At 60.5% G+C, this 25,106-nt stretch carries 22 protein-coding genes; 12 read left to right on the top strand and 10 right to left on the bottom strand.

The features are described from left to right. Window positions 1-266: 266 nt before the first annotated feature. Together HED64_RS03315 and HED64_RS03310 are read left to right on the top strand one after the other, a co-directional pair. Window positions 267-1,760 carry an amino acid permease gene (locus HED64_RS03315; protein ID WP_425351769.1) on the top strand — a complete coding sequence of 498 codons (1,494 nt, stop codon included), beginning with the start codon at window positions 267-269 and terminating at the stop codon, window positions 1,758-1,760. Continuing rightward, window positions 1,757-3,142 (top strand): NtaA/DmoA family FMN-dependent monooxygenase, encoded by a 1,386-nt coding sequence (locus tag HED64_RS03310; RefSeq protein ID WP_168150650.1) that lies wholly within the window; start codon window positions 1,757-1,759, stop codon window positions 3,140-3,142. Before HED64_RS03315 ends, HED64_RS03310 begins: the two co-directional genes overlap by 4 nt. Before the next feature lie 103 nt (window positions 3,143-3,245). Here the strand turns inward: HED64_RS03310 and HED64_RS03305 are convergent, their stop codons facing one another. Together HED64_RS03305 and HED64_RS03300 are read right to left on the bottom strand one after the other, a co-directional pair. Further along, on the bottom strand, window positions 3,246-3,683 hold the full coding sequence (locus HED64_RS03305; RefSeq protein ID WP_168150649.1) for an acyl-CoA thioesterase: 438 nt from the start codon (window positions 3,681-3,683) through the stop codon (window positions 3,246-3,248). 97 nt (window positions 3,684-3,780) lie between these two features. Beyond that, on the bottom strand, window positions 3,781-4,296 hold the full coding sequence (locus tag HED64_RS03300; protein ID WP_168150648.1) for a MarR family winged helix-turn-helix transcriptional regulator: 516 nt from the start codon (window positions 4,294-4,296) through the stop codon (window positions 3,781-3,783). 92 nt (window positions 4,297-4,388) lie between these two features. On the opposite strand from HED64_RS03300, the gene HED64_RS03295 reads away from it, so the two are divergent. Further along, window positions 4,389-5,060 carry an NADPH-dependent F420 reductase gene (locus tag HED64_RS03295; protein WP_168150647.1) on the top strand — a complete coding sequence of 224 codons (672 nt, stop codon included), beginning with the start codon at window positions 4,389-4,391 and terminating at the stop codon, window positions 5,058-5,060. A gap of 44 nt (window positions 5,061-5,104) precedes the next feature. Continuing rightward, window positions 5,105-6,148, top strand: coding sequence for an LLM class flavin-dependent oxidoreductase (locus HED64_RS03290; protein WP_168150646.1), 1,044 nt, complete (start codon window positions 5,105-5,107; stop codon window positions 6,146-6,148). A gap of 413 nt (window positions 6,149-6,561) precedes the next feature. Here the strand turns inward: HED64_RS03290 and HED64_RS03285 are convergent, their stop codons facing one another. Further along, window positions 6,562-7,107, bottom strand: a complete 546-nt coding sequence (locus HED64_RS03285) for a YceI family protein (protein ID WP_168150645.1) — start codon at window positions 7,105-7,107, stop codon at window positions 6,562-6,564. 468 nt (window positions 7,108-7,575) lie between these two features. Between HED64_RS03285 and HED64_RS03280 the strand changes: the two genes are divergently transcribed. The 7 genes from HED64_RS03280 (at window position 7,576) to HED64_RS20135 (ending at window position 13,942) form a co-directional block, all read left to right on the top strand. After that, window positions 7,576-7,851, top strand: a complete 276-nt coding sequence (locus HED64_RS03280; RefSeq protein WP_168150644.1) for a hypothetical protein — start codon at window positions 7,576-7,578, stop codon at window positions 7,849-7,851. A gap of 184 nt (window positions 7,852-8,035) precedes the next feature. Further along, the gene (locus HED64_RS03275) at window positions 8,036-9,133 is read left to right on the top strand and encodes a pyridoxal-phosphate-dependent aminotransferase family protein (protein ID WP_168150643.1); all 1,098 of its coding nucleotides are present in this window, start codon (window positions 8,036-8,038) and stop codon (window positions 9,131-9,133) included. Window positions 9,134-9,511: 378 nt separating this feature from the next. Beyond that, on the top strand, window positions 9,512-9,862 hold the full coding sequence (locus tag HED64_RS03265) for an ArsR/SmtB family transcription factor (RefSeq protein WP_168151116.1): 351 nt from the start codon (window positions 9,512-9,514) through the stop codon (window positions 9,860-9,862). Beyond that, a complete protein-coding gene (locus HED64_RS03260; RefSeq protein ID WP_168150641.1) occupies window positions 9,859-10,356 on the top strand; it encodes an SRPBCC family protein in 498 nt (165 codons plus the stop codon). The genes HED64_RS03265 and HED64_RS03260 overlap by 4 nt, the downstream gene beginning before the upstream one ends. Window positions 10,357-10,531: 175 nt before the next feature. After that, window positions 10,532-11,467 carry a hypothetical protein gene (locus HED64_RS03255; RefSeq protein WP_168150640.1) on the top strand — a complete coding sequence of 312 codons (936 nt, stop codon included), beginning with the start codon at window positions 10,532-10,534 and terminating at the stop codon, window positions 11,465-11,467. 125 nt (window positions 11,468-11,592) lie between these two features. Further along, window positions 11,593-12,792 carry a hypothetical protein gene (locus HED64_RS03250; RefSeq protein WP_210149170.1) on the top strand — a complete coding sequence of 400 codons (1,200 nt, stop codon included), beginning with the start codon at window positions 11,593-11,595 and terminating at the stop codon, window positions 12,790-12,792. Window positions 12,793-13,096: 304 nt separating this feature from the next. After that, on the top strand, window positions 13,097-13,942 hold the full coding sequence (locus HED64_RS20135; protein WP_342590638.1) for an excalibur calcium-binding domain-containing protein: 846 nt from the start codon (window positions 13,097-13,099) through the stop codon (window positions 13,940-13,942). Here the strand turns inward: HED64_RS20135 and HED64_RS19745 are convergent. Continuing rightward, window positions 13,907-14,350: a hypothetical protein gene (locus tag HED64_RS19745; protein ID WP_245325613.1), complete on the bottom strand. Its 444-nt coding sequence runs from the start codon at window positions 14,348-14,350 to the stop codon at window positions 13,907-13,909. The two genes, HED64_RS20135 and HED64_RS19745, sit on opposite strands and share 36 nt — an antisense overlap. Here HED64_RS19745 and HED64_RS19740 point away from each other — a divergent pair. After that, window positions 14,334-14,894: an HNH endonuclease family protein gene (locus HED64_RS19740; protein WP_245325612.1), complete on the top strand. Its 561-nt coding sequence runs from the start codon at window positions 14,334-14,336 to the stop codon at window positions 14,892-14,894. The genes HED64_RS19745 and HED64_RS19740 overlap by 17 nt on opposite strands. A 364-nt stretch (window positions 14,895-15,258) precedes the next feature. On the opposite strand, the gene HED64_RS03235 is transcribed toward HED64_RS19740, so the two are convergent. The 6 genes from HED64_RS03235 to HED64_RS03210 all read right to left on the bottom strand — a co-directional run bounded on the left by HED64_RS03235 (window position 15,259) and on the right by HED64_RS03210 (window position 25,076). Beyond that, window positions 15,259-19,149, bottom strand: a complete 3,891-nt coding sequence (locus HED64_RS03235; RefSeq protein ID WP_168150638.1) for a choice-of-anchor I family protein — start codon at window positions 19,147-19,149, stop codon at window positions 15,259-15,261. A 191-nt stretch (window positions 19,150-19,340) separates the two neighbouring features. Continuing rightward, the gene (locus HED64_RS03230) at window positions 19,341-19,610 is read right to left on the bottom strand and encodes a peptidase associated/transthyretin-like domain-containing protein (RefSeq protein ID WP_132359943.1); all 270 of its coding nucleotides are present in this window, start codon (window positions 19,608-19,610) and stop codon (window positions 19,341-19,343) included. A 143-nt stretch (window positions 19,611-19,753) separates the two neighbouring features. Then, on the bottom strand, window positions 19,754-21,280 hold the full coding sequence (locus tag HED64_RS03225; protein ID WP_168150637.1) for a GMC family oxidoreductase: 1,527 nt from the start codon (window positions 21,278-21,280) through the stop codon (window positions 19,754-19,756). 21 nt (window positions 21,281-21,301) lie between these two features. Then, window positions 21,302-22,732, bottom strand: coding sequence for an aldehyde dehydrogenase family protein (locus tag HED64_RS03220; RefSeq protein ID WP_168150636.1), 1,431 nt, complete (start codon window positions 22,730-22,732; stop codon window positions 21,302-21,304). Between the two features lie 143 nt (window positions 22,733-22,875). Beyond that, window positions 22,876-23,814 (bottom strand): AraC-like ligand-binding domain-containing protein, encoded by a 939-nt coding sequence (locus tag HED64_RS03215; protein WP_168150635.1) that lies wholly within the window; start codon window positions 23,812-23,814, stop codon window positions 22,876-22,878. A 119-nt stretch (window positions 23,815-23,933) separates the two neighbouring features. Next, complete coding sequence (locus HED64_RS03210) at window positions 23,934-25,076, bottom strand: ROK family transcriptional regulator (protein WP_168150634.1); 1,143 nt, start codon at window positions 25,074-25,076, stop codon at window positions 23,934-23,936. Between the last annotated feature and the right edge of the window lie 30 nt (window positions 25,077-25,106).

Here is a 25,106-nt window from a genome sequence, read left to right as displayed (position 1 = left end):
TCTGCTGTATGGCGTCCGAAATCGCTGCCGGGGCACTGATTCGGAGTTGCGTTCTGCCCTCCACCTGCCGGGACGCAATATCTCACGATTTTGACGAAGTGTTGTTAACCAAACCAAAGATGACGTTTCCGTCGCGTCACGGAAGGTGTTCAACAGGAAACATAAGGTTCATATAAAGAAACGTGACGACATGCATCCGGAGCGTATTGCCCACGCCACCTAGCGTTGAACGCGCAATTATTACCCACGCGCTCGGAGCACCAGTTATGCAGCACGAATCAGCGACCACGACCTCTAGGCGAAGAGAGGTTTCCGGCTTTGGTCCAGCTGCTCAAAGATCGCAGGCTTCGGATTCAGAATCTTCGTCCGGACTGCAGCGCACCATGGGTCCTCGTCACCTCATCATGATCGCGATGGGCGGTGTCATTGGATCGGGGCTATTTCTCAGTTCGGGTTACACCATCGCACAGGCCGGTCCGTTAGGTGCCGTGTTGGCGTACCTCGTCGGCGCGTTTGTGGTTTATTTGGTGATGTCGTGCCTCGGCGAGCTGGCCATTGCCTACCCGGTGGCCGGAGCTTTCCACATTTACGCAGCCAGGTCCATTGGACCGGCAACCGGATTCACGACCGCGTGGCTCTACTGGCTATGCTGGGCCGTTGCGCTGGGCTCGGAGTTCACGGCCAGCGGTCTGCTGATGCAGCGCTGGTTCCCGGACGTGGCGGTTTGGGTGTGGTGCCTGGTGTTTGCCGCTCTGGTATTCGGGCTTAACGCTTTCTCCGCACGCCTCTTTGGAGAGGCAGAATTCTGGTTGTCCCTGGTTAAGGTGGCAACGATCATCGCTTTGATCATCTTCGGTGGCGCCGCTTTGGTGGGATTCCAACCCTTGGCAACCGACGGTGGAACGCCGCAGCTGCTGAACAACTTTGTCACGAGTGAGGGCCTGTTCCCGCAAGGATTCTCAGGCGTCTTGGTTACCACTCTTGCCGTGTTTTACGCGTTCTCTGGCTCGGAACTGATTGGTGTTGCCGCAGGCGAAACGAAGGATCCGGCGCGCTCCATTCCTAAGGCCTTGCGGGCCACGGTCTTTAGATTGCTGATCTTCTTCGTTGGCGCCATTACGGTTATCGCCGCCACCGTGCCCTATGAAAATGTGGGACTGGATGAAAGCCCGTTCGTAACGGTGTTCGGCAGCTTGGGAGTTCCCTACGCGGCGGACATCATGAACTTCGTCATCATCACCGCGTTGTTGTCCGCGGGCAACAGTGGACTCTATTCCTGCGCACGTATGCTGTTCTCCTTGGCCGATGAAGGTCACGCGCCGAAAATGTTCCGAAAGCTCACCCGTCGTGGCGTTCCGTTGATAGCGCTGAGCATCAGCATGCTCGGTGGGCTGGCTTCACTTCTTTCCAGCGTCATGGCGGCCGAATCTGTATATCTGGTCTTGGTATCGATTGCCGGTTTCGCCGTGGTGGGTGTGTGGATGTCTATTTCCGCTTCGCACTTCTTCCACCGCAGAAACTTCGTCCGCGCAGGCGGAGACGTCGCCGCCTTAGTCTACAAGTCACCGCTCTACCCGGTGGTGCCGATTCTTGCCTTCACCCTGTGTTTCATTTCGGTTGTCGGGCTTGCCTTTGACCCAAATCAGGTAGCCGCGCTCTACTTCGGCGTCCCGTTTGTGGCCGCTTGCTACCTCTTCTTTTATCTCCGCCATGGTCGCCGTTCCGCGGCCAGCCTGAACGAAAGCGTCACGATTCGATGAGCAATTCATCCCCTTATCCACTTCTCTTTTCCCTTTACGAGCAGGCCAGCGTTGGTTGCGGCGGCGCACCGAGCCTTTGGACTCACCCGCTGGATGACCGTCTTCAGGTCAATTCCCTGGATCGATGGAAAAACGTTGCCATCACCGCCGAAGAGGCAAACCTTGACGCGCTCTTCTTCGCCGACGTGCTGGGCCTCTATGACGTTTATGGCGGGTCAGCCGATGCCGCGCTCAGCTGGGCAGTGGAAGCTCCGGCGAATGACCCCTTCGTTTATGTACCTGCCTTGGCCGCACTGACCGAACGTCTTTCGTTCGTGATTACCGCATCAACGACCTACGAACACCCGTTCGCTCTCGCCCGCCGATTTGGCACCTTGGACCACATCAGCAACGGCCGTATCGGCTGGAACATTGTGACCTCCTATCTCTCCAGCGCAGCGCGCAACTTCGGCATGGACGAGATGCTTAAACACGCAGACAGGTATGAGCGGGCCGACGAATTTATGGACGTCATCTACAAGCTTCTTGAAGGCAGTTGGGCGGCAGATGCTGTTGTGGCAAATAAGGCAGAACGGGTATACGCACGTCCCGGTTCGGTCCAGCCCATCAACCACGTTGGCTCACATTTCCGTGTTGACGGGCCATCACTCACCTCCCCGTCCTCGCAGCGCACACCCACCCTCTACCAAGCAGGTTGGTCGCCACGTGGTCGTGAGTTTGCGGCTAAGCACGCCGAAATGGTGCTCTTGCCCAAGAAAGACCCGAACGAAATTGCCACCGGTTTGGCAGACATTCATCGGCGTGCGGCCGAACGCGGACGGCCCGCGGGCGAGATTCGCTCAATGGCCTTGGCCAGAATTATCACCGCACCCACCGCTATCGAGGCGCAAAAGAAGTACGACGACCTGCAAAGCAATTACCACCTGGAAGCACAGCTGGTGAGTTATGCCGGGGACACAGGGATCGACCTGAGCAAGTATGCAGACAACGAACCGCTCACCACCGAGAGCAACGGTCTGACGTCTTACGTAGTTAAGGGTGCTCCGGCGGACAAGCCGCTTACCGCCGGCGACGTTCGCCGGAAGTTCGAGAACGTCACCCGAGGCACCGACCTGTTATTCATCGGGACACCGGCCGATGTTGCAGACCAGATTCAAGCGCATGCGGCAACCTCTGGTCTTGACGGTTACATGATCAATCCCTTGGTAAGTCCGGGAACGCTCAACGATTTTGCTGAATTCGTGGTTCCGGAGCTGACCTCTCGCGGGCTCTACGATTCGGAACCGAAATCTGGGACGCTGCGGTCCAGGCTCCGCAGCGATAAGTCAGATCTGCTGGCATCAACGTCGTACGGGGCATCGTTCCGGCAGACCCTGAGCTAAATCAACGGGTCCTCGGGGATAACTAGAGTCCGAGACTGATGAACTGAATCCAAGGTGTTTCGACTGCGGCTGACCGATGCTATCGGTCGGCCGCAGTCGGCTATTAGCAGTCTTCTGGTGGAACGATCTTGAGGTGTTCGCCGGGAATGCGGTCGCGATCGTAGGTAATTTCCGAATAGCCGTGAGCCGCCGGACTTCCGTCGGATCCGATGTTCACAAAGACGATTTTCTCGATGGTCAGGATCGACTGACGGGTGAACATGTTGCGAACTTCGGCGCGCATGGTCAGTGAGGTGCGGCCGAAGTGGGTTGCCGTCAGACCCATTTCAATGAGGTCGCCCTGTCGGGCCGACGAGACGAAGTTGATTTCGGACATGTATTTGGTAACGGCGAATCCGTTGCCCAGTTGGACGATGGCATAGATTGCCGCTTCCTCATCGATCCAGCGCAGCAGACTTCCTCCGAAGAGAGTGCCGTTGGCATTGAGGTCTTCGGGCCTGACCCATTTACGGGTGTGGAATGTGATGTCGCCGGTGTCCATGTACCGAGTCTATGGCGTTTGCGGTTGTCGGGGACCTATTCGTGATGCGAACCATGCCGCATGATGGGTAACGATGCGCGGGCGCTGCCATCGGCACTTAGCCGAGGTGGTCCATTGCTTCGCAGGGGTTGGCTCCTGGCTGTGCACCATGGACGGCCATGGAGAGTTTGGAAACGAGCCCCGCAAGCTGAGCGCTTTCTCTCGCGTCGAGCCCGGTCAGTAGCGTCTGCTCTGCGGCGGCCACGCGAGCTTCCATCTTTTTGAGCAGATCTAGGCCCTGTGCCGTGGCAACAATTTTCCGGGCCCTGCGATCTGTAGGTGCGGGAATGCGCTCGACAAGTCCGGCGGTGACCAGATCGTCCAGTAGATAGGTCAGCACCGTGCGGTCAATACCCAGATGAGCTCCGAGGGCCTGCTGGTTGGCTGGATCGTGATGCACCACGGTGGAGAGCATCTGGTAGCCACGCACCGAGCACGGCATTTCCGCCACAGCATCGGCAAAGAGGGTTTGATGCCCACGCAGGATCATACCCAAGTGCCAGGCAAGGTCGCCCGGGATGAATCCCGGTAGGGGTTTCTCGAATGTGACAGCTGCAAGTTCCGATGGGGCCATGGCTACATCTTACCCGATGTTATGGAGTTGCACAGATGATCTGTTGAGAATATAGTCTGTAATACAACATAAATTTTTGGAAGGCAGTGAACATGGATAACCGCGATTTGGCGCAGGGTGAGTCCCAGCAGACCATTGGCATCTTGGGTGCTGGCCGCGTGGGTACTGCCATTGCCCGACTGGCGGTCGCCGCCGGTTATCAGGTCAAGGTCGCCACATCGAAGGCCGCAGCCGAAAATGAGTTGATCATCGAGATCGTCACCCCTGGTGCGATCGCCGTTGAAGCACTCGAAGCGGCCACTGCGGATTTGGTCGTTGTGGCGATCCCGCTGCATAAGTACAAGTCACTGAGCGCCGAGGCCCTCAGCGGGCGAACGGTCATTGACGCCATGAACTACTGGGCGGCGACGGACGGCGATATCGCCGACTTCGAAAACACCGAGCTGTCCTCTAGCGAGGTCGTGGCCGCTTATCTGTCCGGATCGCACGTCGTAAAGTCCTTCAACCACATCGGTTACCACGAGATGGAACCCGACGCAGCTGTTTCCGGATCACCCGGCCGTCGCGCCTTGGGCGTCGCCGGGGATGACGTCGGCACCAAGGAGCGCGTTGCTCGGTTCCTAGACGCAGTGGGCTTTGATTCCATCGATACGGGTGATCTCGCCAGCGGAAAATTCTTCGAACCTGGTACCCAGATCTTCAACGGTAGCTTCACCAGTGCCGAGTTTTCCCGGGTGCTCAAGACTGGTCTTGTCGCGGTCTAACCACCTTCCTCCACCCACTCTGACGTAAACAAAGGACTGCCCCCATGGAAATCGGTGCCTACAGTTTTGGCGACACCCAACGCAACGCGGATGGATCCCTTCGATCCACCACCGAAGCAATTCAAAATCTCTTTGCTGCCATCGTCCATGCGGACGCGGTTGGACTGGATTACTTCGGGGTCGGGGAGCACCACACGGCAACGATGCCCGCGTCATCTCCCGGAGCATTAATTGCCGCTGCGTCAGCTGCCACCAACAACATCGTTTTGGGTAGTGCCGCGAGCATCATCAGCACCGATGACCCGGTCCGCATTTTTCAGCAGTTTGCCACGGCTGACGCAATTTCCGGCGGCGGGCGCATCGAGATCACTGCCGGGCGTGGATCCTCCGTCGAGACGTTCCCACTCTTTGGCTACGATCTGGGCGAGTACGACGATCTGTATACGGAAAAGCTCGACCTGCTGATGTCTATTAACAACGCGGGCAGCGAGACGGTTTCCTGGTCCGGCACCAAACGCCCCAACATTGACGCCCTCGCCGTGGTCCCGCGCCCTGTTGCCGGAAAGTTGCCACTGTGGATTGCCACCGGCGGCAATGCCAGTTCCTCGGCGCGTGCGGGAAAACTGGGATTGCCGGTGTCTTACGGAATTATCGGGGGAGAACCCCACCGTTTTGCTCCGCTGGCCGAGCTGTATCGACGCGCTGGAGCTGCCGCGGGCCATGCTCCCGAAACGCTGAAGGTGTCGGTCGCAGCACTCGGACTTGTTGCTCCGACCAAAAAAGAAGCACTCGAGCGCTTCTACCCGGGATGGCACAACCTGAATGTAGAGATGGGTAAGTTGCGCGGGTGGCCGGCACCGGATAAGCGGGCCTACGACGCGCAAGCGCAGGCACCCGGGGCATATTATGTGGGCTCACCCGATGAAGTCGCCGAGCGCATTGTCCATCTTCATGGGTACATGGGACACATGCGCCACTTCTTGCAGACGGATATCGGTGGGATCCCTCAGGAACACCTGCTGGAATCCATTAGCCTGCTAGCGACCGAGGTCAAGCCCCGGGTTGAGCGTCTCCTGGCACATAAGTAGCCCTCGCGCCTTCTCGCTCGGAGCGGTAATTTTCATACTGTAGCAGTCGGGTTGACCATGAATAATGGTCGGCTCGACTGCTAGTTTGTGCCCAGAATTTTTATGCCGCATCGGTTCGGTGTCGGGGGGCGTCAACCACTGAGAGCAGTGGTCGACCAGCATCGGTCGAGCGCAGATCCAGATGCCTTGCTGGGGAAGGAGTCGACCCCGAAGCACTGAGTCTCCTAGCGTTTACCGAACGTCTGCACGGGGCTGAGGTGTTCTCCGCTGGAGTTTTGGTGAGCCGGTGGCAGGAAGCTGGGGCACCGGATGGCGTGAAATGTCGAAGCTGTGGCGGAGACTTGGTGATGCGTTTAACGACTGAAGCATCGCCCACCACAGGTGGACGATGCTTCAGTAAAATTCGGAGGAGCTTAGCTCTGTGCTGCGAGCACGAAGGCCGAATCGATGTTGATGGTGACCTTGTCGCCAACCAGGACGCCGCCGGCTTCGAGGGCAGCGTTCCAAGTGATGCCGAATTCCTTGCGGGAAATCTGCGTGGTGGCGGAGAATCCTGCGCGGGTTGCGCCGAACGGATCAACGGCTACGCCGCCGAACTCAACCTTGAAGATGACAGGCTTGGTGGTTTCCTTGATGGTCAGGTTGCCTTCGAGCTTGAAATCTTCGGGGGAGCCGGCAACACCGGTGGATACGAAGGTCATTTCCGGGTACTGCTCGACGTTGAAGAAGTCGGCACCCTTGACGTGGGCGTCGCGGTTGTCGTCGTTGGAGTCGAAGGATTCGGTCTTGACGGTTGCTTCGACCTTGGAGCCTTCGATCGATTCGCCTACGGTCAGCGTTCCTTCAACTGCGGTGAAAGCGCCGCGGACCTTGGAGATTCCTGCGTGGCGAACGGTGAAGCCAACTTCGCTGTGCGAGGTGTCGAGGGTCCAGGTGCCGGGGGTGATTTCAATGCTCATGGGGAAACTCCTTAGTGAGGGAAGCCGGTGTGTTCAACCGGTTTGCATGCTTATGAATATAAATATGTCACAGGTTGATTGACGTGTCAACCATTATTTTCGGCGATGCAACATTTCTCAATATTCCATGCGTTGACCAAGCCTCGCGGAAGTGGATGTGAATTGGCGATGAACGCATTGTGCTCCAGGTGGCCAGATGGTGCGTCGAGTTCACGGGATGAATTTCTCAATCCTCGCCCATTCCTCACACTCGCAAGCACTTTCGGCACGCCCGGCACTGGTGGGCGTGCGGGGGATTGGTGACTCTGCCTAATCGAGTGTTACGCGCGACTGAGCGGCCTTAGGATTCCGTGTGCGGCTGGCGACGATTCTGCTTCGATGACCCGTCGCGGCTAAGCTGGCTACATGAGTGACATGGTGATACGCATCACGAGGGTGTGAAGCTGAAGACCAAACGGAAGGCAGGATATGAACGACGTAATCGCCGAAGCACTCGATGTGCTGAGTAAAACTGACACCGACGACTCGAGCCCGGAGGCTCGTGGGCGCCGCGCGCATGCCCGAGTTTTGGCCATGATTGAGATGGCGCGTGAGACGGCTCGAAGCCGCCGGGAGCAGCGGATCGCGAACTTGCTCCTGCTGGCTCAGCTGGACAAGAAAGACTCCTCCGAGGCGCTGAAGGAAGCACGTCGTCTGATGGCATTGGGCGACGATTCGGCGGACTGGGTACTTAAAGCAGCCTGATCTCGCGTTCCGGAGATCTCGGATCTTCAACGGAACAGCAGGTCACCCAAGACCCCGAGTGGTCTTGACGCATCGGGCCCAAGGTTCTTTGGAACGTTTGGCCCTACTTATCCCGAGACCAGCACGGGCGGAATAGCTGGCTCCCCATCATCCAGAACTTTGTACCGAGAAATGTGAGATCACCTTGACCCAGATCGTAACGGCACGGCACCTCTTCGGCCCCGGACCATGCAACCCTTACCCGGAGGCTACCGCGGCACTGGGTCTGCCACTTCTGGGGCACCTTGATCCGCTATTTATCGCCCGCATGGATCGAACGGCCGACGGGTTGCGCACCCTCTGGGGAACAAAGAACTCACGTACCTTGCCGCTCAGCGCTACCGGTTCGGCGGGCATGGAAGCGGCCTTCGTTAATACCGTGAAGGCCGGGGATGTCGCGGTGATCGCCGTCAATGGTCTTTTTGGCGAGCGTATGTGCGACGTTGCCTCGCGCGCCGGTGCCGAGGTGGTACGGGTGGACCACGAATACGGCACACCCGTTGACGCTCAGCGCGTGGCAGACGCGCACCCGAACCCGACGGTGATTGCCGCCGTGCATGCAGAAACCAGTACCGGCGTCGTTTCTGACATCGCTGCTCTCGGAGCCATCAAGGGAGATGCGCTACTCATCGTCGACGCCGTCACCTCGATCGGTGGCATGCCCGTTCTGGCCGACGAGTGGGGGATCGATGTGGGGTACGCCGGAACGCAGAAGTGCATCGGTGTGGCCCCGGGTCTTGCCCCGTTCACGATCTCGGATCGCGCCTTCGATCGCCGCATCGAAAAGCCACAATCTTGGTACCTCGATCTTGGCCTGCTTGGTGGGTACACCACCGGGGGAGCCGGAGGTGGGCGCACCTACCACCACACTGCACCGGTTGGGATGGTGGCCTCACTAGAGGCCGGCATCGACCGGATCTTGGCCGAAGGCCTGGACGCCGTCACCCTCCGGCATCAGGCAGCCGGCAAGGCGCTGCAGGATGGACTTGAAGAGATGGGACTGCGGCTCTTTGCCGCCGAGGGTCACCGGCTTGCGCAGTTGACTACCGTGTATGTTCCCGAGGGAGTCGATTCAGCCAGGGTGCGCGGCTACCTGCTTGAACGCTTCAACATCGAGATCGGTGGCGGCGTGGGCAAGTATGCGAGCACCGTCTGGCGCATCGGACTGATGGGCCCCAATGCCAACCCGACCTCGGTGGCACTGATCCTGACGGCACTGAAGGAAGCCATCGCCAAGGCCTAGTGCTCAGCACCGCTGTATTGCCATGCAGTGAAGATGCTTCAACGTCCACGCCTGGGAACTGCAACTAACCCCTCGGGTTACGCCGTAGTGGCGTAGTTTCCTCGTTCGAGCAGGCGGGAGACGATGTAACCGATCAGACCCCCCCACGCAGCGTGGATATTGAGCAGGTTCATGTCCGAGACCGTGACGACAAAGGTCGCCATAGATCCCATGGTGCAGGTCGTGGAAAACGCGGTGACGAAGGTCTGCTGGAGTGCCTTAAGCATGGCAATGCCAATTGCCGGTGGCGGACCACGTCCGCGGATCAAACAGGCGAATGACAGAAACTCCCCTAAAAACTATTGCATCCGGTTCACCGCAGCAGTAACCTACAACCAAATGGTTGTATATGAATTGAGCGAAACCGAGATCGACCGCATCTTCCAGGCCATGGCGGATGCGACCCGGCGCGACATCATCAAGCAGGCGATGCGCCGGGAGCAATCGGTCTCTGAGTTGGCGAAGCGCTATGACATGAGCTTCGCAGCCGTGCAAAAGCACGTGGCGGTGCTCGAAAGGGCAACGCTGATCACCAAGGAGCGACGCGGAAGGGAGCAAATCGTGCACGGGAACCCCGAATCCCTGCGCCGTGCCACCCGGCTGCTGGAAGCCTATGAGGGCATTTGGCGCCAACGTGTCGGCAGGATCGGAGATCTTCTCTCCGAAGAACTCAAAGGAGTAAAACCATGAGCGTCATCAGCGTTCAAACCGACCCAGAAAACCTCACCCTCACCCTTGTTGCCGAATTCGCGGCGAAGAAGGAGCGTATCTGGCAGATCTGGGAAGACCCGCGCCAGCTCGAGCGGTGGTGGGGTCCACCGACTTGGCCCGCCACCTTTGTCCGCCACGAACTTGTCGAGGGCGGGGAGTGTAGGTATTACATGAGCGGACCAGACGGTGAGAAGGCCCGCGGCTGGTGGAAGATCGTCTCCGTGGATCCGCCCAACGGCTTCGAGTTCCAGGACGGATTTGCCGGGGATGACGGGGAGCCGAGTGGATTCCTGGGCATCACGCAATGCGTGGTGAGTCTTGAAGAGCAGGACGGGACGACCCGCATGAGTACGGTGTCCTCGTTCGAAAGTGCCGAACAGCTTGAAGAAATGATCAAGATGGGCATGGCGGAGGGCATGCGCGAGGCAGCCGGGCAGATCGATGCGATCCTCGCCGAGACCTCAGACCGCTAAATCTCGCTGTGACAAGGAACGTCAAGAGATAGGGGCGGGGCCGACATGGCCCGCCCCTATGACGTCCCGCTGGCGGTTGCGGCGGTTTGGCGCCTCGACATAGGACAGGTTCACCAGCAAGGAATATTTTCTCCTGACACTGGTTCTTGGACGCCCGGCAGGCAACAATGGGGAAATGGACATCGTCGCTTGGCTACTTGACTCCGATCCATCCATCCGCTGGCAGGTTCTTCGCGATCTGCTTGATGCACCGGAAACCGAGGTAACCCGGGAACGGGAGCGCGTAGCCGTCGAAGGTTTCGGCGCGCAGCTGCTGGCGCTGCAGGATCCAGGCGGCTACTGGGACAACGATGAATACGGCGAGAATCAAAGCCGCAAATCGGTTCTCTGGTCGCTCGCGCTGCTGCGCCGCCTAGGTGCCGTCCCCGCGGATCCAACGGTGCACACCGCGGTGCAGAGCGTGCACGAGTCGGTTATCTGGAAGTACTGGGACAACCTTCCCTACTTTCATGGCGAGGTCGAGCCGTGCATCAACGGCGGCGTCCTGACCCAGAGCGCTTACTTTGGGATGATCGGGGCGGGTAGCGAGCGGATCATCGCGCGTTTGCTCAGCGAACAATTGCCGGACGGTGGTTGGAACTGTGAAGCCCCCGATTCCTCCAAGGTCTCGTCCTTCGATACCACCCTCTGTGTGCTTGAGGGATTGCTCGAGCATGAACGCGCGGTGGGAAACGTGCCGGCGGCGCTCGCCGAGTCCAGGAAACGCGGCGAGGAATACCTGCTCAAGCGCTCGTGCTTCAAGCGGCTGAGCACCGGGGCGGTGGCCGAGGGCCGCTACCTGAACTTCTCCTTCCCGCCGTACTGGTTTTACGATGTGCTGCGCGCTCTCGACTACTTCCGGGACGCCGGAGGCGCATTCGATCCGCGCTTGGAACCGGCGGTTGCGGCGCTGCTTGCCAAACGAAGCATGGACGGACGCTGGGTTTCCGGGATCACTTGGCCCGGAGACACCTATCTCGACGTCGACGCTCCGGAGGGTGAAGCGAGCCGCTGGAACACGCTGCGTGCCCTGCGGGTGCTGCGCTGGGCAACCGCGCTGGGCCCGATGTGAGACGTTCGTGAAGAATTAATGCCGCGCTGGTGAACCGTTGGGTTCGATGCTGCAAGGTGGGAAACCTGTGGGCGTTGGGGAAACCGAACCACGTCTGCCCCATCGCACCTAAGGACAGTCGAACCATGCCCAACAAACCGTTGCTCACCACTGCCTCCCTGGCTATTGCCATCGGCTTGATCGCCGGCGTCGGCATCCCCGGCACTGCGTTTGCCGCCGGCTCCCATGATCAGCAGAGCCTGCCCGTGCACGCGGCACCCGAGAAAGCTATTGACGGATACCCGCAGATCATCGAATCCGGATCCTGGGATGCCGGGCACATCCAGGGCATCGCTATCGATGAAAAGGGCGGCTTCGTCTACCACTCCTTCACCAACATGCTGGTGAAGACGGATTTGTCCGGCCATGTCATTGGCACCGTCGAGGGATTCACCGGACACCTCGGGGACCTAGACTTCAACACACGCGATGGCCAGGTCTACGGTTCACTTGAATACAAAGCAGCCAAGTCCTTCTATATCGCAATTTTCGACGTGAAGAAGATTGCCGCTGTCGGCATGGATGCTGAGGACTCAGGCATCGTCACGGCCGTGCACCTAGAGGAAGTGGCCGAGGACTTCACCGCAAACGTGGACGGCAATGGAGTTTTTGATGGCGACACCGCCAACACTGCCGATCACCGCTACGGTTCAAGCGGCATCGACGGCGTATCCTTTGGCCCTGCGTTCGGCTCCGCCAATGGCAAGCAGCAGTTGATGGTGGCCTACGGGATTTACCGCAACCTCGATCGGGACGACAACAATCACCAGGTCATCCTCCAATATGACGTGTCCACCTGGGGCAAATTCGCCCGTCCCCTGACCCAGAAGGACCCGCACACCTCCGGTCCCGCCAGCGTGGATGAGAAATACTTTATCCACACCGGCAACACCAATTTCGGTGTGCAGAACCTTGCCTACGACGCACACACCAAGAACTGGTATCTCGGGGTCTACCGCGGTTCCAAGGCGGACTTCCCCAACCGCACCCTCTACGTCGTGGACGGCACCGCCGCCCCGGCCGAGGGAGTCCTGGAGGGGCAGCCCGGAAACGAATCCGGGCTGCTGATGCCGCTGCTCCAGGCACGGATCCCGGATCCGGCCACCGGCATCTTCGGTTGGGAGTTCAAAGCAGATGTCGGCATCGAACCGGTCGGCCATGGCTACTTCTACGTGGCGCGCGACTTCGACGATTACTCCAGCGGCCATAAGCAGGAAGCCGCCACCTTGGAGTTGTACCGGTGGACGGGCGCCGGCAGTGCCGGATTTGAGCGAGTGGTCCGCTAAGGACGTCAGTCAATTCATCCGCAGGCGGGAGCGCACACCTTGTGCGCTCCCGCCTGCGGTGTTTTAACGAAGCGAAGTCACAATCGGCACACGTCTCATGGCATACATTGCTGTCAACCCGGAGTTGGCCGACGCAAGTCCCGGCGCGGTGAGGTAAGAAGTGACCAATGCGGTAATAGTGGCTATGGTTTGCTCTATTGGTTGGATTAGTTGAAGCTTTGGGGAAATCATGACTTGGGATAGTAATTCAGCGCCTCCGAAGAGGCGCGTAAGCAAACGCTGGATTTGGTGGGGGATTGCTGCGGTGGCCCTCATTTTGTTGGTCCTCTCCGGTGCGCTGCCGGGATTGATGATCCTTGTGGGGATCATTGCATTGATTCTTGGCCTCGTGGCGTTGCTGGCCAACGGCATCAAATGGGCAAGAATCCCCAACCGCAAGATCGGTGCCGGTGTCGCAGGAGCAGCGCTGGTCCTCACCTTTGCCGGGGGCGCGCTGAGCGGAACGGAGGGAACAGGCAGTCCGGAGACATCGCTTGAGGAACCTGCCGTGGCCGAAACCCTGCAGAGCGATCTCGCCAGCTTTGTGGGCCAGCCCTGTGAATTCGATTATCAGGTCATGACGCAGGCTGATGCCAACAACTATTGCGACGAGGATTCAACGGGCACCCTTCTCTGGGTGGACCAAGACACTCATGATCGCGCCGAAGCAGATCTCGCGGCAGCCCGCGAAGTTGAGGCCGAGAAGGCTGCCGAGGCCAAAATGAAATCGGAAGAGGCTGCAGCGGTCAAGGCGAAGGAATCCGCCGCCGCCAAGAAGGCGGAAATTGCCGCCGAAGCCAAAAAGAAGGAAGAGGCGGCAGCATCGAAAGCGAAGGCAGAAGCCGCAGCCAAGGCCAAGGCAGAGCGAAAGGCTGCGGATGCGCAGGCGGCCAAGGTCCGTGAACAGGAAGCCGCATCGGCACGCGCCGCCCAAAAGGCCCGCGAAGAACAGGAAACGGCAAAGCCCAAGATTCAAACATTCACCGACAGCAACACCTATTACGCGAACTGCACAGCGGTAAGGAACGCCGGAGCTGACCCGATCTACAGTGGCGATCCCGGCTACAGCCGCAAATTAGACCGGGACGGCGACGGTGTCGCCTGTGAGTAAAAGCGATAGACCGGTATCAGCCACTGCAGGGGCGAGGAAGACCCAGATTCCCCGCAACAGGATTGGAACTCGCGGTGCGCTATCGGCCATGGTGCTGGCATTGGGCCTAGCACTGACGTCATGCGCGGGAACCGGGGTGGAGCCGCCCGCCGTTGCGGCCCCCGTCATCTGGTCCGAGGCGCCCACCGCCGAACCCCTGGTGATTTGGTCAGAGGCTCCGTCGACCGAACCAGCGCCGACCATTGCCGAACCGGTGCCCAAAACCGGTGCGGAAGAAACACCCACGACGGTCGATCCGTCGAAGAGTACTTCACCCGCGTTGACGGCTTCGGCCACACCGTCCGGGACGGGTGATGGTGCGAATGCGAAGCAGGGAACAACCTTGCACCAGTTGGCTGAAATTCCCATCAAGGGGCGGGCACCAAAAACTGGCTACGAGCGAGGCCTGTTCGGCAGCGGATGGAAGGATCCGGACCGCAACGGGTGCGATGCCCGCAACGACATGTTGCGCCGGGACTTGGACGGGATCGCCGTGAAGCCTGGAACTTACGGCTGCGTCGTCACCAGCGGTGTGCTCTCCGACCCGTTCACCGGTCAGCGGATTGATTTCGTGCGCGGCCAGGGGACCAGCACCGAGGTCCAAATCGACCACGTGGTTGCCCTGTCCGATGCTTGGCAAAAGGGTGCGCAAAAGATGACCGAGGACCAGCGGGTGGACTTTGCCAACGATCCGCTGAACCTCTTGGCGGTCGACGGTGGATCAAATGCGTCTAAGGGCGATTCGGATGCGGCCAGTTGGCTCCCGCCGAACAAGTCGTTCCGTTGCTCCTACGTTGCACGCCAGACCGCGGTTAAGGCCAAGCACGGATTGTGGATGACAAAGGCCGAACATGCGGGCATCAAGCGGATCATTACTACTCAATGCCCGAACCAAACGATTCCCGGTGGCTAGGGGAATCGTCTCGTTCGACAGCCTCAAATCCTGCTCCGGGTGACTGTTGCCAAGAACCCGAACTGGTGCCACGGTTGAGGTATTCGAACCCTTCTCGGGAGGCAGACGATGGGCAACAACCATCATGAGGACGAACGCTACAAAAACTTCTACGATCGCCCACCGCACGGCGAGGTGCCCAAAGACCCGCGGGTCAAAGAGGCCAGAGAAGGTGGATCCGATCCCGTTGGGGCCTCGGCGGCGGTGAGTCCGGAACCTGAGACGTCCAATAGCTGAGCAGCGCGTGGATCGGTGCGCCAGCCAAAGACAAACGTCCTGACTTCCCTTGTAGGGAAGCCAGGACGTTTGTGGTTGGTGCTCGGTACTACTTGGAATCGCTCACCGACGTGCGGTGACGGCGCCAGAGCAGGAACCCGCCCACTGCCATCAGCAGTAGGCCGGCCCCAGCAATGGTGCCGACAGTGGCCCCGGTGCTGGCGAGATCACCGTTTGGTTGGGGTGCAGACTCCGGCTCGTTGCCGCCGTCATTGGCCTGAGGTGCAACGGGTGCAGGGCTTTGGCTTGGAGCCTGCTCTTCGCCGCCTTGCTCGGGTGCTTCACTCGGCGCCGGCGTCTCGCTCGGTGATGGAGTCTCGTTTGGAGTCGGGGCTTCGCTTGGTGCCGGGGTCTCGCTTGGTGCAGACACCGCTGCAACCTCGACATCCAGTGCGATGTCCTCTTTGCCATCGGTCGAGACCAGCAGCGTGTGGGTGCCGGTCTCGAAGTCGGCCGGAACCTCAATCTCGAAGGTGGTTTCGCCCTCGGCATTGGCCGCGGGGATCTGAAGGGCCTCGATCGGGTCCGAATGCAGGACCGCTGTGATCTGCGTTCCCTCGTCAAGACCGGAAACGTCCGCCTTCAGGGTTTCGCCCTGTTGGACGGTGTTGTTCTCCAATGCGACTTTTGCCCAGCCGGTGCCTGCCACCACGGCGCGACCCAGCGGTGCTGGATCCACGGTGGGGTGCGCCTTGAAGTACTCCACCGCGGCAACCAGGTCGATCTGGCCGCTGTCGGCGACGTTGGTGCCCTCGGCGAAAGTGGTGAAGTTGTCTCCACCTTCGGCCAGGAACGAGTTGGCAGCGACACGGAAGACCTGATCCTTGTTAACCTCTTCACCCTTAAACAGCACACTGGTGATGTGTTCTCCGCGCGGGGCGTCGGGGTCGTAGGTGTAGGAAAGATTCGCGGAGATACCCAGGTGCAACTTGGGACGTGAGGATCCCGCCGGCTGCCATTGCTCTTCCAAGATCTCCTTGAGCTGCGCTCCGGTCAGATCCTTGGTCACCAGCGTATTGCCGAAGGGCTGAACCCCCGCGGCAGCCTTATAGCTGACGGTCCCGTCCTTGCCGAAGAGCAGGTCCGCGCGCAGACCGCCGGGGTTCATGATGCCGATATCGGCCTTTTCGCCGCCGAAGGAATCGTTCGAGGTGGACCACAGGTGCATGTCCGCTACCAGGTTACCGAGAGCTGATTCGACACCGCGGTCCGAGCCTTCGGTGCCGCCGCGGAGGATATCTGCGCTGATCTCGCCGACCTGCACCTCACCGGCAACCTCTGCTGCGGCCGAGGCCTTCTCCACGATCTTGCTGACGCTCGGTAGAGCCGGGTAGTTCGCGGTAGTTTCTTCACTCGTTTCGTCGGTGGTGGTCAGCGGAAGCAGCTCGGTCGCAAGGGACACAACGTCCTTGGTTTCCGGGTCAATTTCCAATGCCAGGGCGCCGAGCGTGGTGCCGTATTGGTGACTCTGGATGACGGGGCGTTCAAGGCCCGCTTCCCAGCCCTTGACAGGGAAGGAGCAATCGTAGCTCTGGTGGGTGTGGCCGGAGAAGATCGCTTGGATCTTCGGGGAGGCCTTGCGCACCAGTTCACCGTAGGTGGTTTTCTCGGTGGCGATGGTTTCGCAGGTATCAACTGCCGATCCGTCGTGGGTCAGCAGCACGATGGCGTCTGCCTCGCCGTTGGAGTCCTTGCCATCGGTGAGCTGCTCGGCGACGCGGTTGGCGGCCTCGAGCTGATCACCGAATTCGATGTCTTTGATCCCGGCGGGGGAGACCATGGCGGCGGTGGATTCGGTGACGGTGCCGATGAATCCGACCTTTACCCCGTCAACCTCGCGAATGGCGTATTCGCGCAGGGCCGCAGTCTTGGTACCCGCCTTATAGACATTGGCCGCGAGTGCGTAGTCGGCGCCGTCATTGCCGGTGGACTTGGCGAAGCGTGGAATGACGCGTGAGCGGAGGTCCTCGAAGCCCGCGTCGAATTCGTGGTTTCCCACGACCGAAACATCCAGGCCCGCCGCGCCGAGGGCGTCAATGGTCGGGTTGTCCTGCTGGGAGAACGAGGTGAAGGTCGAGGCGCCGATGTTATCGCCCGCCGAGACGAGAAGCGTGTTCGGGTTCTCTTCCTTCAGTTCCGCCACAGCTCCACCGAGGACCGCTGCACCGGCCTCGGCGCCGTTGGCCTCGATGCGGCCGTGGAAGTCGTTGATGCCCAGGATCTTGATGCTCGTGGTCTTCGGCGCTGGGGCCGGAACCGCGTCGCCGGTGATGGAGAAGAGCGTGGTGGTGCCCGATACTTCATTACCGACCGCGAGCATGGGGGCTCCGGTGGGAGAGCCATCGGCGGGGATGAAGCTCAGACCCTCGGGGCCCAAGTCTCCTGCCGTGGCGAGGTCTCCGCCATCCTCGACCGACTGGGAGAAGTCGCGGTTGTTGAGGTAGGTGACAAATGAGGCGGACTTTGGATTGGTAACGTCATAGACCATGACCCCGCCGACTCGTTCGAGACCAACAAAGGCGTAGGTCTGCTCCCCGATGGTGCCCAGGGTCAGATTCTCGGGCTCCGGGCCCTTGTCGTCACTGCGACCCTCGAGGTTCGATTCGGAGTGGTTTGAATTGAAGAACTCGGGATTTGCTGCGGCGGTGATTTTCTCGAAATCATTTCCCGAGTCAAAAACCTGTTTGCCGTCGGTGCTCCAGATGGAGAACGAGCGCGAACCGAAGGCGACCAATTCTTCGTAGCAGCTGCCATCCGCGTTCAGGCCCGAAGCCGTACTGACGTTCAATCGGCCAAGATCTTCACTTCCATTCAGTGCAGCCGCTGGGCTGTCCTCGCAGATGGGGGCCAGTGAGTCGGTGCCGAGATCTTTAACGCGGGCGCCTTCGGTGTAGTCGCCCCACTCGCGAGCATCACCCTCGTTGGCGGTGACCAAATACGTGGTGGCACCAACGGTGTAGGCATTAATGCCGTCGGGCATGTAGGCACCCTTGAGACCATCAAAGGTCCGGATGTCGACTGCCTCATCCTTGTCAGAGGCGTCTAGCCCCTGCCCGGAGACCGAATGGTCCTTCAGACCCAGCGCGCGAATGGTGGTGACCGTGGCACTGGGCAGATCGATTTCGGCCACCGCGTTCGCCTCTTGCAGCGCTGCATAGGCGGTGTTGCCGTCGATCGCGATGTACTCGGGCTCGAGGTTGCGTGAGACGGGCTTGTCATCACCGTGCGGGGTGGGGCCAAAGACTCTGACACCCTTGGCCAGTTTCTTGGATCCGCCGGCCTCAAATTCGTGGAATTTAGCGGTCTTGACTGCCGACTGTTTGGGAGCCTGGAGCGAGTCCGGCAGAGTGACAATGCTGATCGAGCCCTCGGGATCGGAAGAGAAGTCATCCGCAGGCTCGCCCTCGTTGGCCACCACGGCGTAGCTGCCGTCCTTGGAGATGGAGACCATGTCCGGCAGGGCGCCGACGGTGATGCTGCCCAGCGTCGATGCGCTCGCAGCATTGGCATCAAAGAAGAGTAACGAGCCCGGAGCAGTCTTGTTGGTCGCTTCCAGGGCAATGACACCTAGCCCGTCGGCACGTACAGCGACCGAGTTAGCCACGCCCGCGCCGGCGATGGAGTAGAGCTTGGTGGGCTTGGTCGGATCGGCAATGTCCAGGACGTCGACGGATCCGGCCTGCGCGTTGACCACAAACAGGCGCTTGCTGGCTGCGTGGTAGGTGACGATCTCGGCCGCGGATTTGTCGAAGGTTCCTGTTTCGTAGGAGCCGATCGCATTAAGCTTCAGCCCGGCTCCCTTCGCCGAATGGGAAACCGGATCGGGGACGATATCTGCGACGGCGCCGGTGGCATAAAACGCGGAACCGGCAATCGCGAGGGCGGCAACGGCCGCCGACGCACGGGTGAGGCGGCCAAATGGCCTAGTGGATCGAGGCATAAGCAGAGGTTTCCCAACGGATAGCGAGTGATCAGGGAATGGTGACCCTAGATGTCTATCGTTGGAAGGTTTCTAACTGGTGAACACCACGCAACGGGAGGGGGCGCCGCGCGTCCGAAAAGAGGGAGGCAGGTGACGTGCAGCGCCGGGGTGGTTCAAACCCCGGCACAATTCACCGCGGTGTGCCGGGGCTAGCGCGTGGACATGCCAGGGCGGATCGGCACAAATTCGACGATCTTGTTGCGGGCCACCGGTTTGCCCTTGTTGCGGTCAAAGCCCTTGGCATCGAGGGAGTTGGCCAGCCGGAATGCGGCATTGGCTGCCTCACGCAGTTCATTCAGGCGCTGGCCGGTGAATTCTTCCTGTGTGCCATCGGTAAAGATGACATTCACCCGGACACCCTTGGGGTAGATGGCACGCATGCGAACGTTGCCATCGGCGTCTTGCTGGAGGTTGCTCATGTGGGGCTCGCCTTCGTGATTGTGAATGCCCAGTATTTCGCATTCTTTACCCAAAAGCATGTCAGGGACTACCCATGGGCAAACATCACGGAAAAGGTGGGTGAGGGATAGATGTTCAAGATCCCTCACCCACCTGCGACTACCTAGTGTCCGGCGGCGATCAGTGCCGCTGCGGCGCGCTCGCCAATCATCACCGAGGGGGCATTGGTATTGCCCGTGGGGACCAACGGCATGATCGAGGCATCGGCAATGCGAAGTCCGCTCAGGCCATGGACGGCGAAGGACACCGGGTCCACCACTGCCAACTCGTCCACACCCATCTTGCAGGTGCCAACCTGGTGGTGATAGGTGACCACCGAATCGCGAACGTACTGCTCCAGATCCTCGTCCTTGACCTCGGGGCCCGGATAGATTTCGGTCGGAGCCCAACCGGCGAGCGCCCGAGAGCGGCCGATCTCCCGGCACTGACGTACAGATGCCACCAGTGCGTCAACATCTGCCTGTTCGCGCAGAGCGCCCAGATCTATCAGGAGCGGATCGTCCTCGCCGGGACCCGAGAGCATGATCTGCCCACGGCTGGCCGGGCGCACCAGCCCACCAAGCAGGGAGAAGCCGTTATTCGGCCCCGTCATCTCGCCCGGTCCGTAGTCCTGGGAATACATGGGTACCGAGAAGAACAGCGGCTGCGTATCGGGGACCTGAAGATCCTCGTGGCTCTTGGCGAAGAAATGAACCTCGGCCGGGGCGACATCTCCCAGCGGTACCTCCGCGGTGCCGGTGGTGTAGATGACCGGGGAGAGCAGATGGTCCTGCAGGTTCTTCCCCACCCCGGGCAGATCGTGCACCGCGGTGATCCCCAGTTCCTCTAGTTCGGCCCGCGGCCCAATGCCGGAACGCAAGAGAAGCTCGGGGGAGTTGATGGCACCTGCGGCCAGCACCGTCTCGGTGGCGCGCAGGGTTTTGCGCTCGCCGGCGTGCTCAAACTCGATTCCGCGTACGATCCCGTCCTCAATAATCAGTCGGCGCACCAGTGCGTTGGTGAGCAGCGTGAGGTTTGGGTGATCCACCACGGGTTTGAGGTAGGCATGCCAAGTGTTAAAGCGCAGGCCATCACGCACATTAAGTTGCATGCGGGAGACTCCTTCAACGCTCCCGGAGTTGTAATCGGCGTTAAACGGGATCCCGGTTTCTATGGCACCGGCCAGCATGTCTTCCTGAATCGGATTGCGCGAAAAATCCTCACTCACATCCAAGAGTCCGGAATCACCGCGAGTGCTGGAGGCTCCACCATCAAAGTTTTCGATCGACTGATATACCGGCAGCACGTCCTCCCAACCCCAACCGGCGCAGCCTTCCTTCTCCCAGGTATCAAAATCCCATTTGTCGCCGCGTACCCAGATGGTGGCATTCAGCGCGTGGGACCCGCCCATGACCTTGCCGCGCGGTAAATGCAGGCGGCGGTTGGAAGCGCCGGCCTGTTCGGTGGTGTAGTAGTTCCAGTCTTGGGCACTGTGCCACAGTGCGCCAAGGGTATAGAGGTGGGTAATGTCGGGATTAGTATCAAAATCTCCGGCCTCCACCACCGTGACGCGAGCCCCGGCATCGAGTAAGCGGCGGGCCATCACGTTTCCTGCTGACCCCGCGCCGACGATGATGTAATCCTGTTCCATGGTCATGATCTTCCCGTCTGATTAGTAGCTGATGATCTGGGGCTGGCCCAGGTGCTTGAGGCCCTCCACGCCGAATTCCAGACCGTAGCCCGAGGACTTTGCGCCGCCGAAGGGAACCCGCGGATCTACTGCGCCGTGTTTATTGATCCAGACCGTGCCGGCTTCGATGCGGGCGGCCACGGCGCGTGCGGCATCCTTATCGCGTGACCACACCGAGGCACCCAGACCTACGTCGAGCCCGTTGGCCATGGCCACCGCATCGTCGATATTGGAGTATTTGATGATGGGAAGGGCCGGCCCGAACTGTTCCTGAGCGACCAGCGGGTTGTTGTTATCGATGTCGGCGATCAGCGTGGTGGGGTAGAAGAATCCGGGCTGATCGTTCACCGGGTTGGCGCCGGTGAGCACTCGGGCCCCGGAATCCACGGCGGCTTGAACCAGGGAGGCGACGATGTTGTACTGTGCCTGGTTCTGCAGCGGGCCCAGCACGTTGGCCTCATCGAGTCCCACGCCCATGGGCATCGCGGCCGCCACCTCGGTCAGCGCCGTGCAGAGTTCCTCATAAATATCCTCATGCACGTAGAGGCGTTTGAGCGCCGCGCAGGTCTGGCCGGTGTTAATGAAGGCTCCCCAGAAGACGTCGGTGACGATGGCCTTCACATCCGCGTCCGGTAATACGATGCCGGCGTCGTTGCCGCCGAGCTCCAGGGTCAGTCGCTTCACCGAATCGGCGGAGGAGCGGATGATGGCCTTGCCGGTGGCCGTGGAGCCGGTGAACATGATTTTGTTGATATCGGCGTGCGTGCTGATGGCCTCGCCCACATCGCGTCCGCCGGAGATCACGTGCAATAGATCCTTCGGCAGTACCGAATTGATGACGTGCACCAGGGCGAGCACCGAGAGCGGAGTGTATTCCGAGGGCTTGAGCACCACGGTATTGCCCATCCGCAACGCCGGTGCCAGCTGCCAGACCGAGATCATCATGGGCCAGTTCCACGGGCCGATGGCACCGACAACACCCAGCGGGCGGTAATGCAGCTCGGCCTTGCCACCCTCATCATCAACCAATACCTCGGGCTCAAGTTCAAAGCCGGCGGTAGTGCGTAGCCAGGCGGCGCAGGCGCCGACCTCAAAGCGGGCATTGGGACCGTTCAGCGGTTTGCCCTGTTCGCGCGAGAGTAGTACCGCCAGCGCCTCGGCGTTGGCTTCCACCGCGTCGGCAGCCAGGTTCAAGAGATCACTGCGCTCGGCGTGCGAACGCGCTGCCCATCCGGGCTGCGCGGCGCGGGCGGCGGTGATGGCAGTTTCAAGATCGGCGGTGGTGTGTTCCGGGGCCAGGGCAACGAGGGCACCAGTCGCGGGGTCAAAAATCTCCCGGCCGCCGGAGTTCGGTGTGATGGCAGCCAGCAGTTCTGCGTCGGTGGCAAAGCTGGAAGTGATTTGGGTGGTCATGATCGGGCACTCCTGAGGACTGGGGAAATTAGGCTCTCATCCCAGTGTGTCCCAGACCACATGTCAGTGGCTTGTCTTTGCCCGTACGCTTCTTGTTCCCCAGCGCCCCCTTTGGCTCATCGGTGGGGTACGCGCTGGTGTTTTTAATGTTCCAGTGCGCGCCGGTATGCGGTGGGGGAGGTGCCGAATGCCGCACGGAAGATCCGGCTGAAATGTGCCGGGTCAACCAGTCCCCAGCGGGCGCCGATTTCCCGCACCGGAAGGTGGGAGCGCAGCGGGTCGGCCAGGTCGCGGCGGGCGGCCTCAAGTCTGCGTTCGCGGATCCACCCGCTGACCGTCAATGACGATTCGGCGAAGATCTTGTGCAGGGTGCGCGTGGCTATGTGGTGTGCCGCGGCGATCGTATCCGGGCTCAGGTATGGGTCCGCCAGTTGTGCCTGAATATGGTGCTGGATGCGCCGCAACATCCTGGCATGGTTATCGGACCCGGACAGGGGCTGCGCGTGGATTTCATCGGCCAGCAAGGTGGAGAGCAGGTCAACGATGTTCATCGCGAGGCGGTGTCCAATGGGGCTGCGCAATCCCGGGAGCTGGTCGGCAATAGACACCACAAACGGGGAAATTGCCTGGGCCAGGAGGTTATCGCGTCCCATGGAGCGTGCGGTGAGTTCGGAAACGTCCTGCGGGGAAAGCCCCAGTAAGTGTTGCGGGAACATCAGCACGAGGGTTTCGAAGTCCTGCTCGAAGTTCAGCGTGTAGGGACGTTGGGTGTCATAGATGGCAACATCCCCCGGTGCCAGCACCGCTTCGCGGCCATCTTGGAGCAGCAACCCATGGCCCTTGAGTTGAAGGCTGAGCTTGTAATGGCCCACGCCGTTCCCGGCCTTGATCAATGCGGGGGAGCGCAGGACCGTCTGTGGGTTGGCCTCGATGCGCATGATGCCGACGTCGTTGAGCTGCCGTCCGCCCAGACGCCCGGAGAAAGATCCGCTGCGCACGGGTTCTGCATCTAATGGCACAAAGGTGGAGGAGATCAGTCGGCGCCATTGGGCGAAGGAATCGGCTTGCTCGAATGTGTACATGATCCGCCCCCCTGATAACTGATCGAGGGGGCAGCGTCGCGCCCTCGCCGCTAGCCTACTGCACGGTCACAGCGACGGGGGAGGGCTATCGGCATCCAGACGCGTTCGGACGCGCAGATTTAGCAGCGGTAGGTGCTCCAGAAGTGATCTTCGGCCAGATCCCGTGCGGCCAAGCTGGCACCGATCAACGGAGCGTCGGCATCTAAAGCGCTGGGGAGCATCTGAAGATCGGCATTAACAAGTAGTGGCTTGAGTGCTTGGCCGAGCATCCGAATGAAGGGGGGATTATTCGCGATCGGGCCGCTGAGTACCAGGGCCTGAGGGTCGGTGATCGCAGCAATGTTGCTGATTTGCTGGGCGACTGCGGCAACAAATAGTTCGGCGTTGTGCGGTGCCGGTGTGGTGGCAAAAAGCGCAAGGCACCCCGGGACATCCAACCTATCGGTGCCCGGGGCCGCCACGCCGTGTTCCAGCAGCTGGCTGATCAATGTGCGTCCGCCCGAACGGAGGTAGCTCAGCTCTCCGGCGGCGCCATGTCGGCCGCGCTGAACCATGCCGGACATGACCAATCCTGCGCCGATACCGGGTCCCAGATAAACATTGATGAGCTCATCAATTCCGCGGGCGACACCCATGCGCTGTTCGGCCAGGGTTGCCCAGTTCACGTCGTTATCCAGCCGCACCGGTCCATCGCAAAAAGTGCGTAGGAGTGCGCCGACATCCCCTCGGCCTTCCGGGAAGGCCGAGGCCGGTAGGACCACCGGACGCTGAGACAAAGGATCTACCGGGTTGCCCTGCGACGCTGTTGCCGCAAGACATGGGGATCCGGTGGTCTTGACGGCGGCGCTGATGAGCTCGCGCAGGGTCGAATCAAATTCGCCCGGGGTGATCGAATGTGGCAGATCCACACTGGTGTCGTGAAGCAGCGTGCCACGCAAGTCATGGGTTTGGACCCGAGTTTGGCCGGCCGCTGCGGCCAGCGAGAGCGTGTGTCCGTAGGCGGGATCCAGATCGTAAATCTCCGGTATCCTGCCCCGTTTATTGCTTGGTGGGGTTTGGATTATTCGCAATAATCCGGTCTCCGACAAGCGCGTGGCGGCCTCCGAGGCGGTGGGGCGTGAGAGTCCGGTGGCAGCGGCAATGGCGGTGCGTGAGCTGGGGCCGTTGCGGAGCAGTTGGTCCAAGAAGCGTCGGTCGGTTCCGATGGCAAGACTCTGCGGCAGGGGCCTGTCGGGGGTTCCGGAGGCGGCTGCGGTGATCATGCGATTGTTCCTTTGGGTAGGAGGTCTTTC

The organism is Paeniglutamicibacter terrestris (assembly GCF_012271785.1).
GTDB classification, from domain to species: Bacteria; Actinomycetota; Actinomycetes; order Actinomycetales; family Micrococcaceae; genus Paeniglutamicibacter; species Paeniglutamicibacter terrestris.
This window is presented reverse-complemented; position numbering and strand designations above follow the sequence as displayed.

Bases quoted from the DNA above. Each gene is read 5' to 3' on its own strand.
- HED64_RS03300 (WP_168150648.1), bottom strand. From the start codon at position 4,296: ATGGCCCCATCGGAACTTGCAGCTGTCACATTCGAGAAACCCCTACCG.
- HED64_RS03215 (WP_168150635.1), bottom strand. From the start codon at position 23,814: ATGTACACATTCGAGCAAGCCGATTCCTTCGCCCAATGGCGCCGACTG.
- HED64_RS03255 (WP_168150640.1), top strand. From the start codon at position 10,532: ATGGACATCGTCGCTTGGCTACTTGACTCCGATCCATCCATCCGCTGG.
- HED64_RS03230 (WP_132359943.1), bottom strand. From the start codon at position 19,610: ATGAGCAACCTCCAGCAAGACGCCGATGGCAACGTTCGCATGCGTGCC.
- HED64_RS03305 (WP_168150649.1), bottom strand. From the start codon at position 3,683: ATGGACACCGGCGACATCACATTCCACACCCGTAAATGGGTCAGGCCC.
- HED64_RS03210 (WP_168150634.1), bottom strand. From the start codon at position 25,076: ATGATCACCGCAGCCGCCTCCGGAACCCCCGACAGGCCCCTGCCGCAG.
- HED64_RS03285 (WP_168150645.1), bottom strand. From the start codon at position 7,107: ATGAGCATTGAAATCACCCCCGGCACCTGGACCCTCGACACCTCGCAC.
- HED64_RS03235 (WP_168150638.1), bottom strand. From the start codon at position 19,149: ATGCCTCGATCCACTAGGCCATTTGGCCGCCTCACCCGTGCGTCGGCG.
- HED64_RS03250 (WP_210149170.1), top strand. From the start codon at position 11,593: ATGCCCAACAAACCGTTGCTCACCACTGCCTCCCTGGCTATTGCCATC.
- HED64_RS03220 (WP_168150636.1), bottom strand. From the start codon at position 22,732: ATGACCACCCAAATCACTTCCAGCTTTGCCACCGACGCAGAACTGCTG.
- HED64_RS03265 (WP_168151116.1), top strand. From the start codon at position 9,512: ATGGTTGTATATGAATTGAGCGAAACCGAGATCGACCGCATCTTCCAG.
- HED64_RS19745 (WP_245325613.1), bottom strand. From the start codon at position 14,350: ATGGGAATTTCAGCCAACTGGTGCAAGGTTGTTCCCTGCTTCGCATTC.
- HED64_RS03310 (WP_168150650.1), top strand. From the start codon at position 1,757: ATGAGCAATTCATCCCCTTATCCACTTCTCTTTTCCCTTTACGAGCAG.
- HED64_RS03290 (WP_168150646.1), top strand. From the start codon at position 5,105: ATGGAAATCGGTGCCTACAGTTTTGGCGACACCCAACGCAACGCGGAT.
- HED64_RS03295 (WP_168150647.1), top strand. From the start codon at position 4,389: ATGGATAACCGCGATTTGGCGCAGGGTGAGTCCCAGCAGACCATTGGC.
- HED64_RS03225 (WP_168150637.1), bottom strand. From the start codon at position 21,280: ATGGAACAGGATTACATCATCGTCGGCGCGGGGTCAGCAGGAAACGTG.
- HED64_RS03260 (WP_168150641.1), top strand. From the start codon at position 9,859: ATGAGCGTCATCAGCGTTCAAACCGACCCAGAAAACCTCACCCTCACC.
- HED64_RS03315 (WP_425351769.1), top strand. From the start codon at position 267: ATGCAGCACGAATCAGCGACCACGACCTCTAGGCGAAGAGAGGTTTCC.
- HED64_RS03280 (WP_168150644.1), top strand. From the start codon at position 7,576: ATGAACGACGTAATCGCCGAAGCACTCGATGTGCTGAGTAAAACTGAC.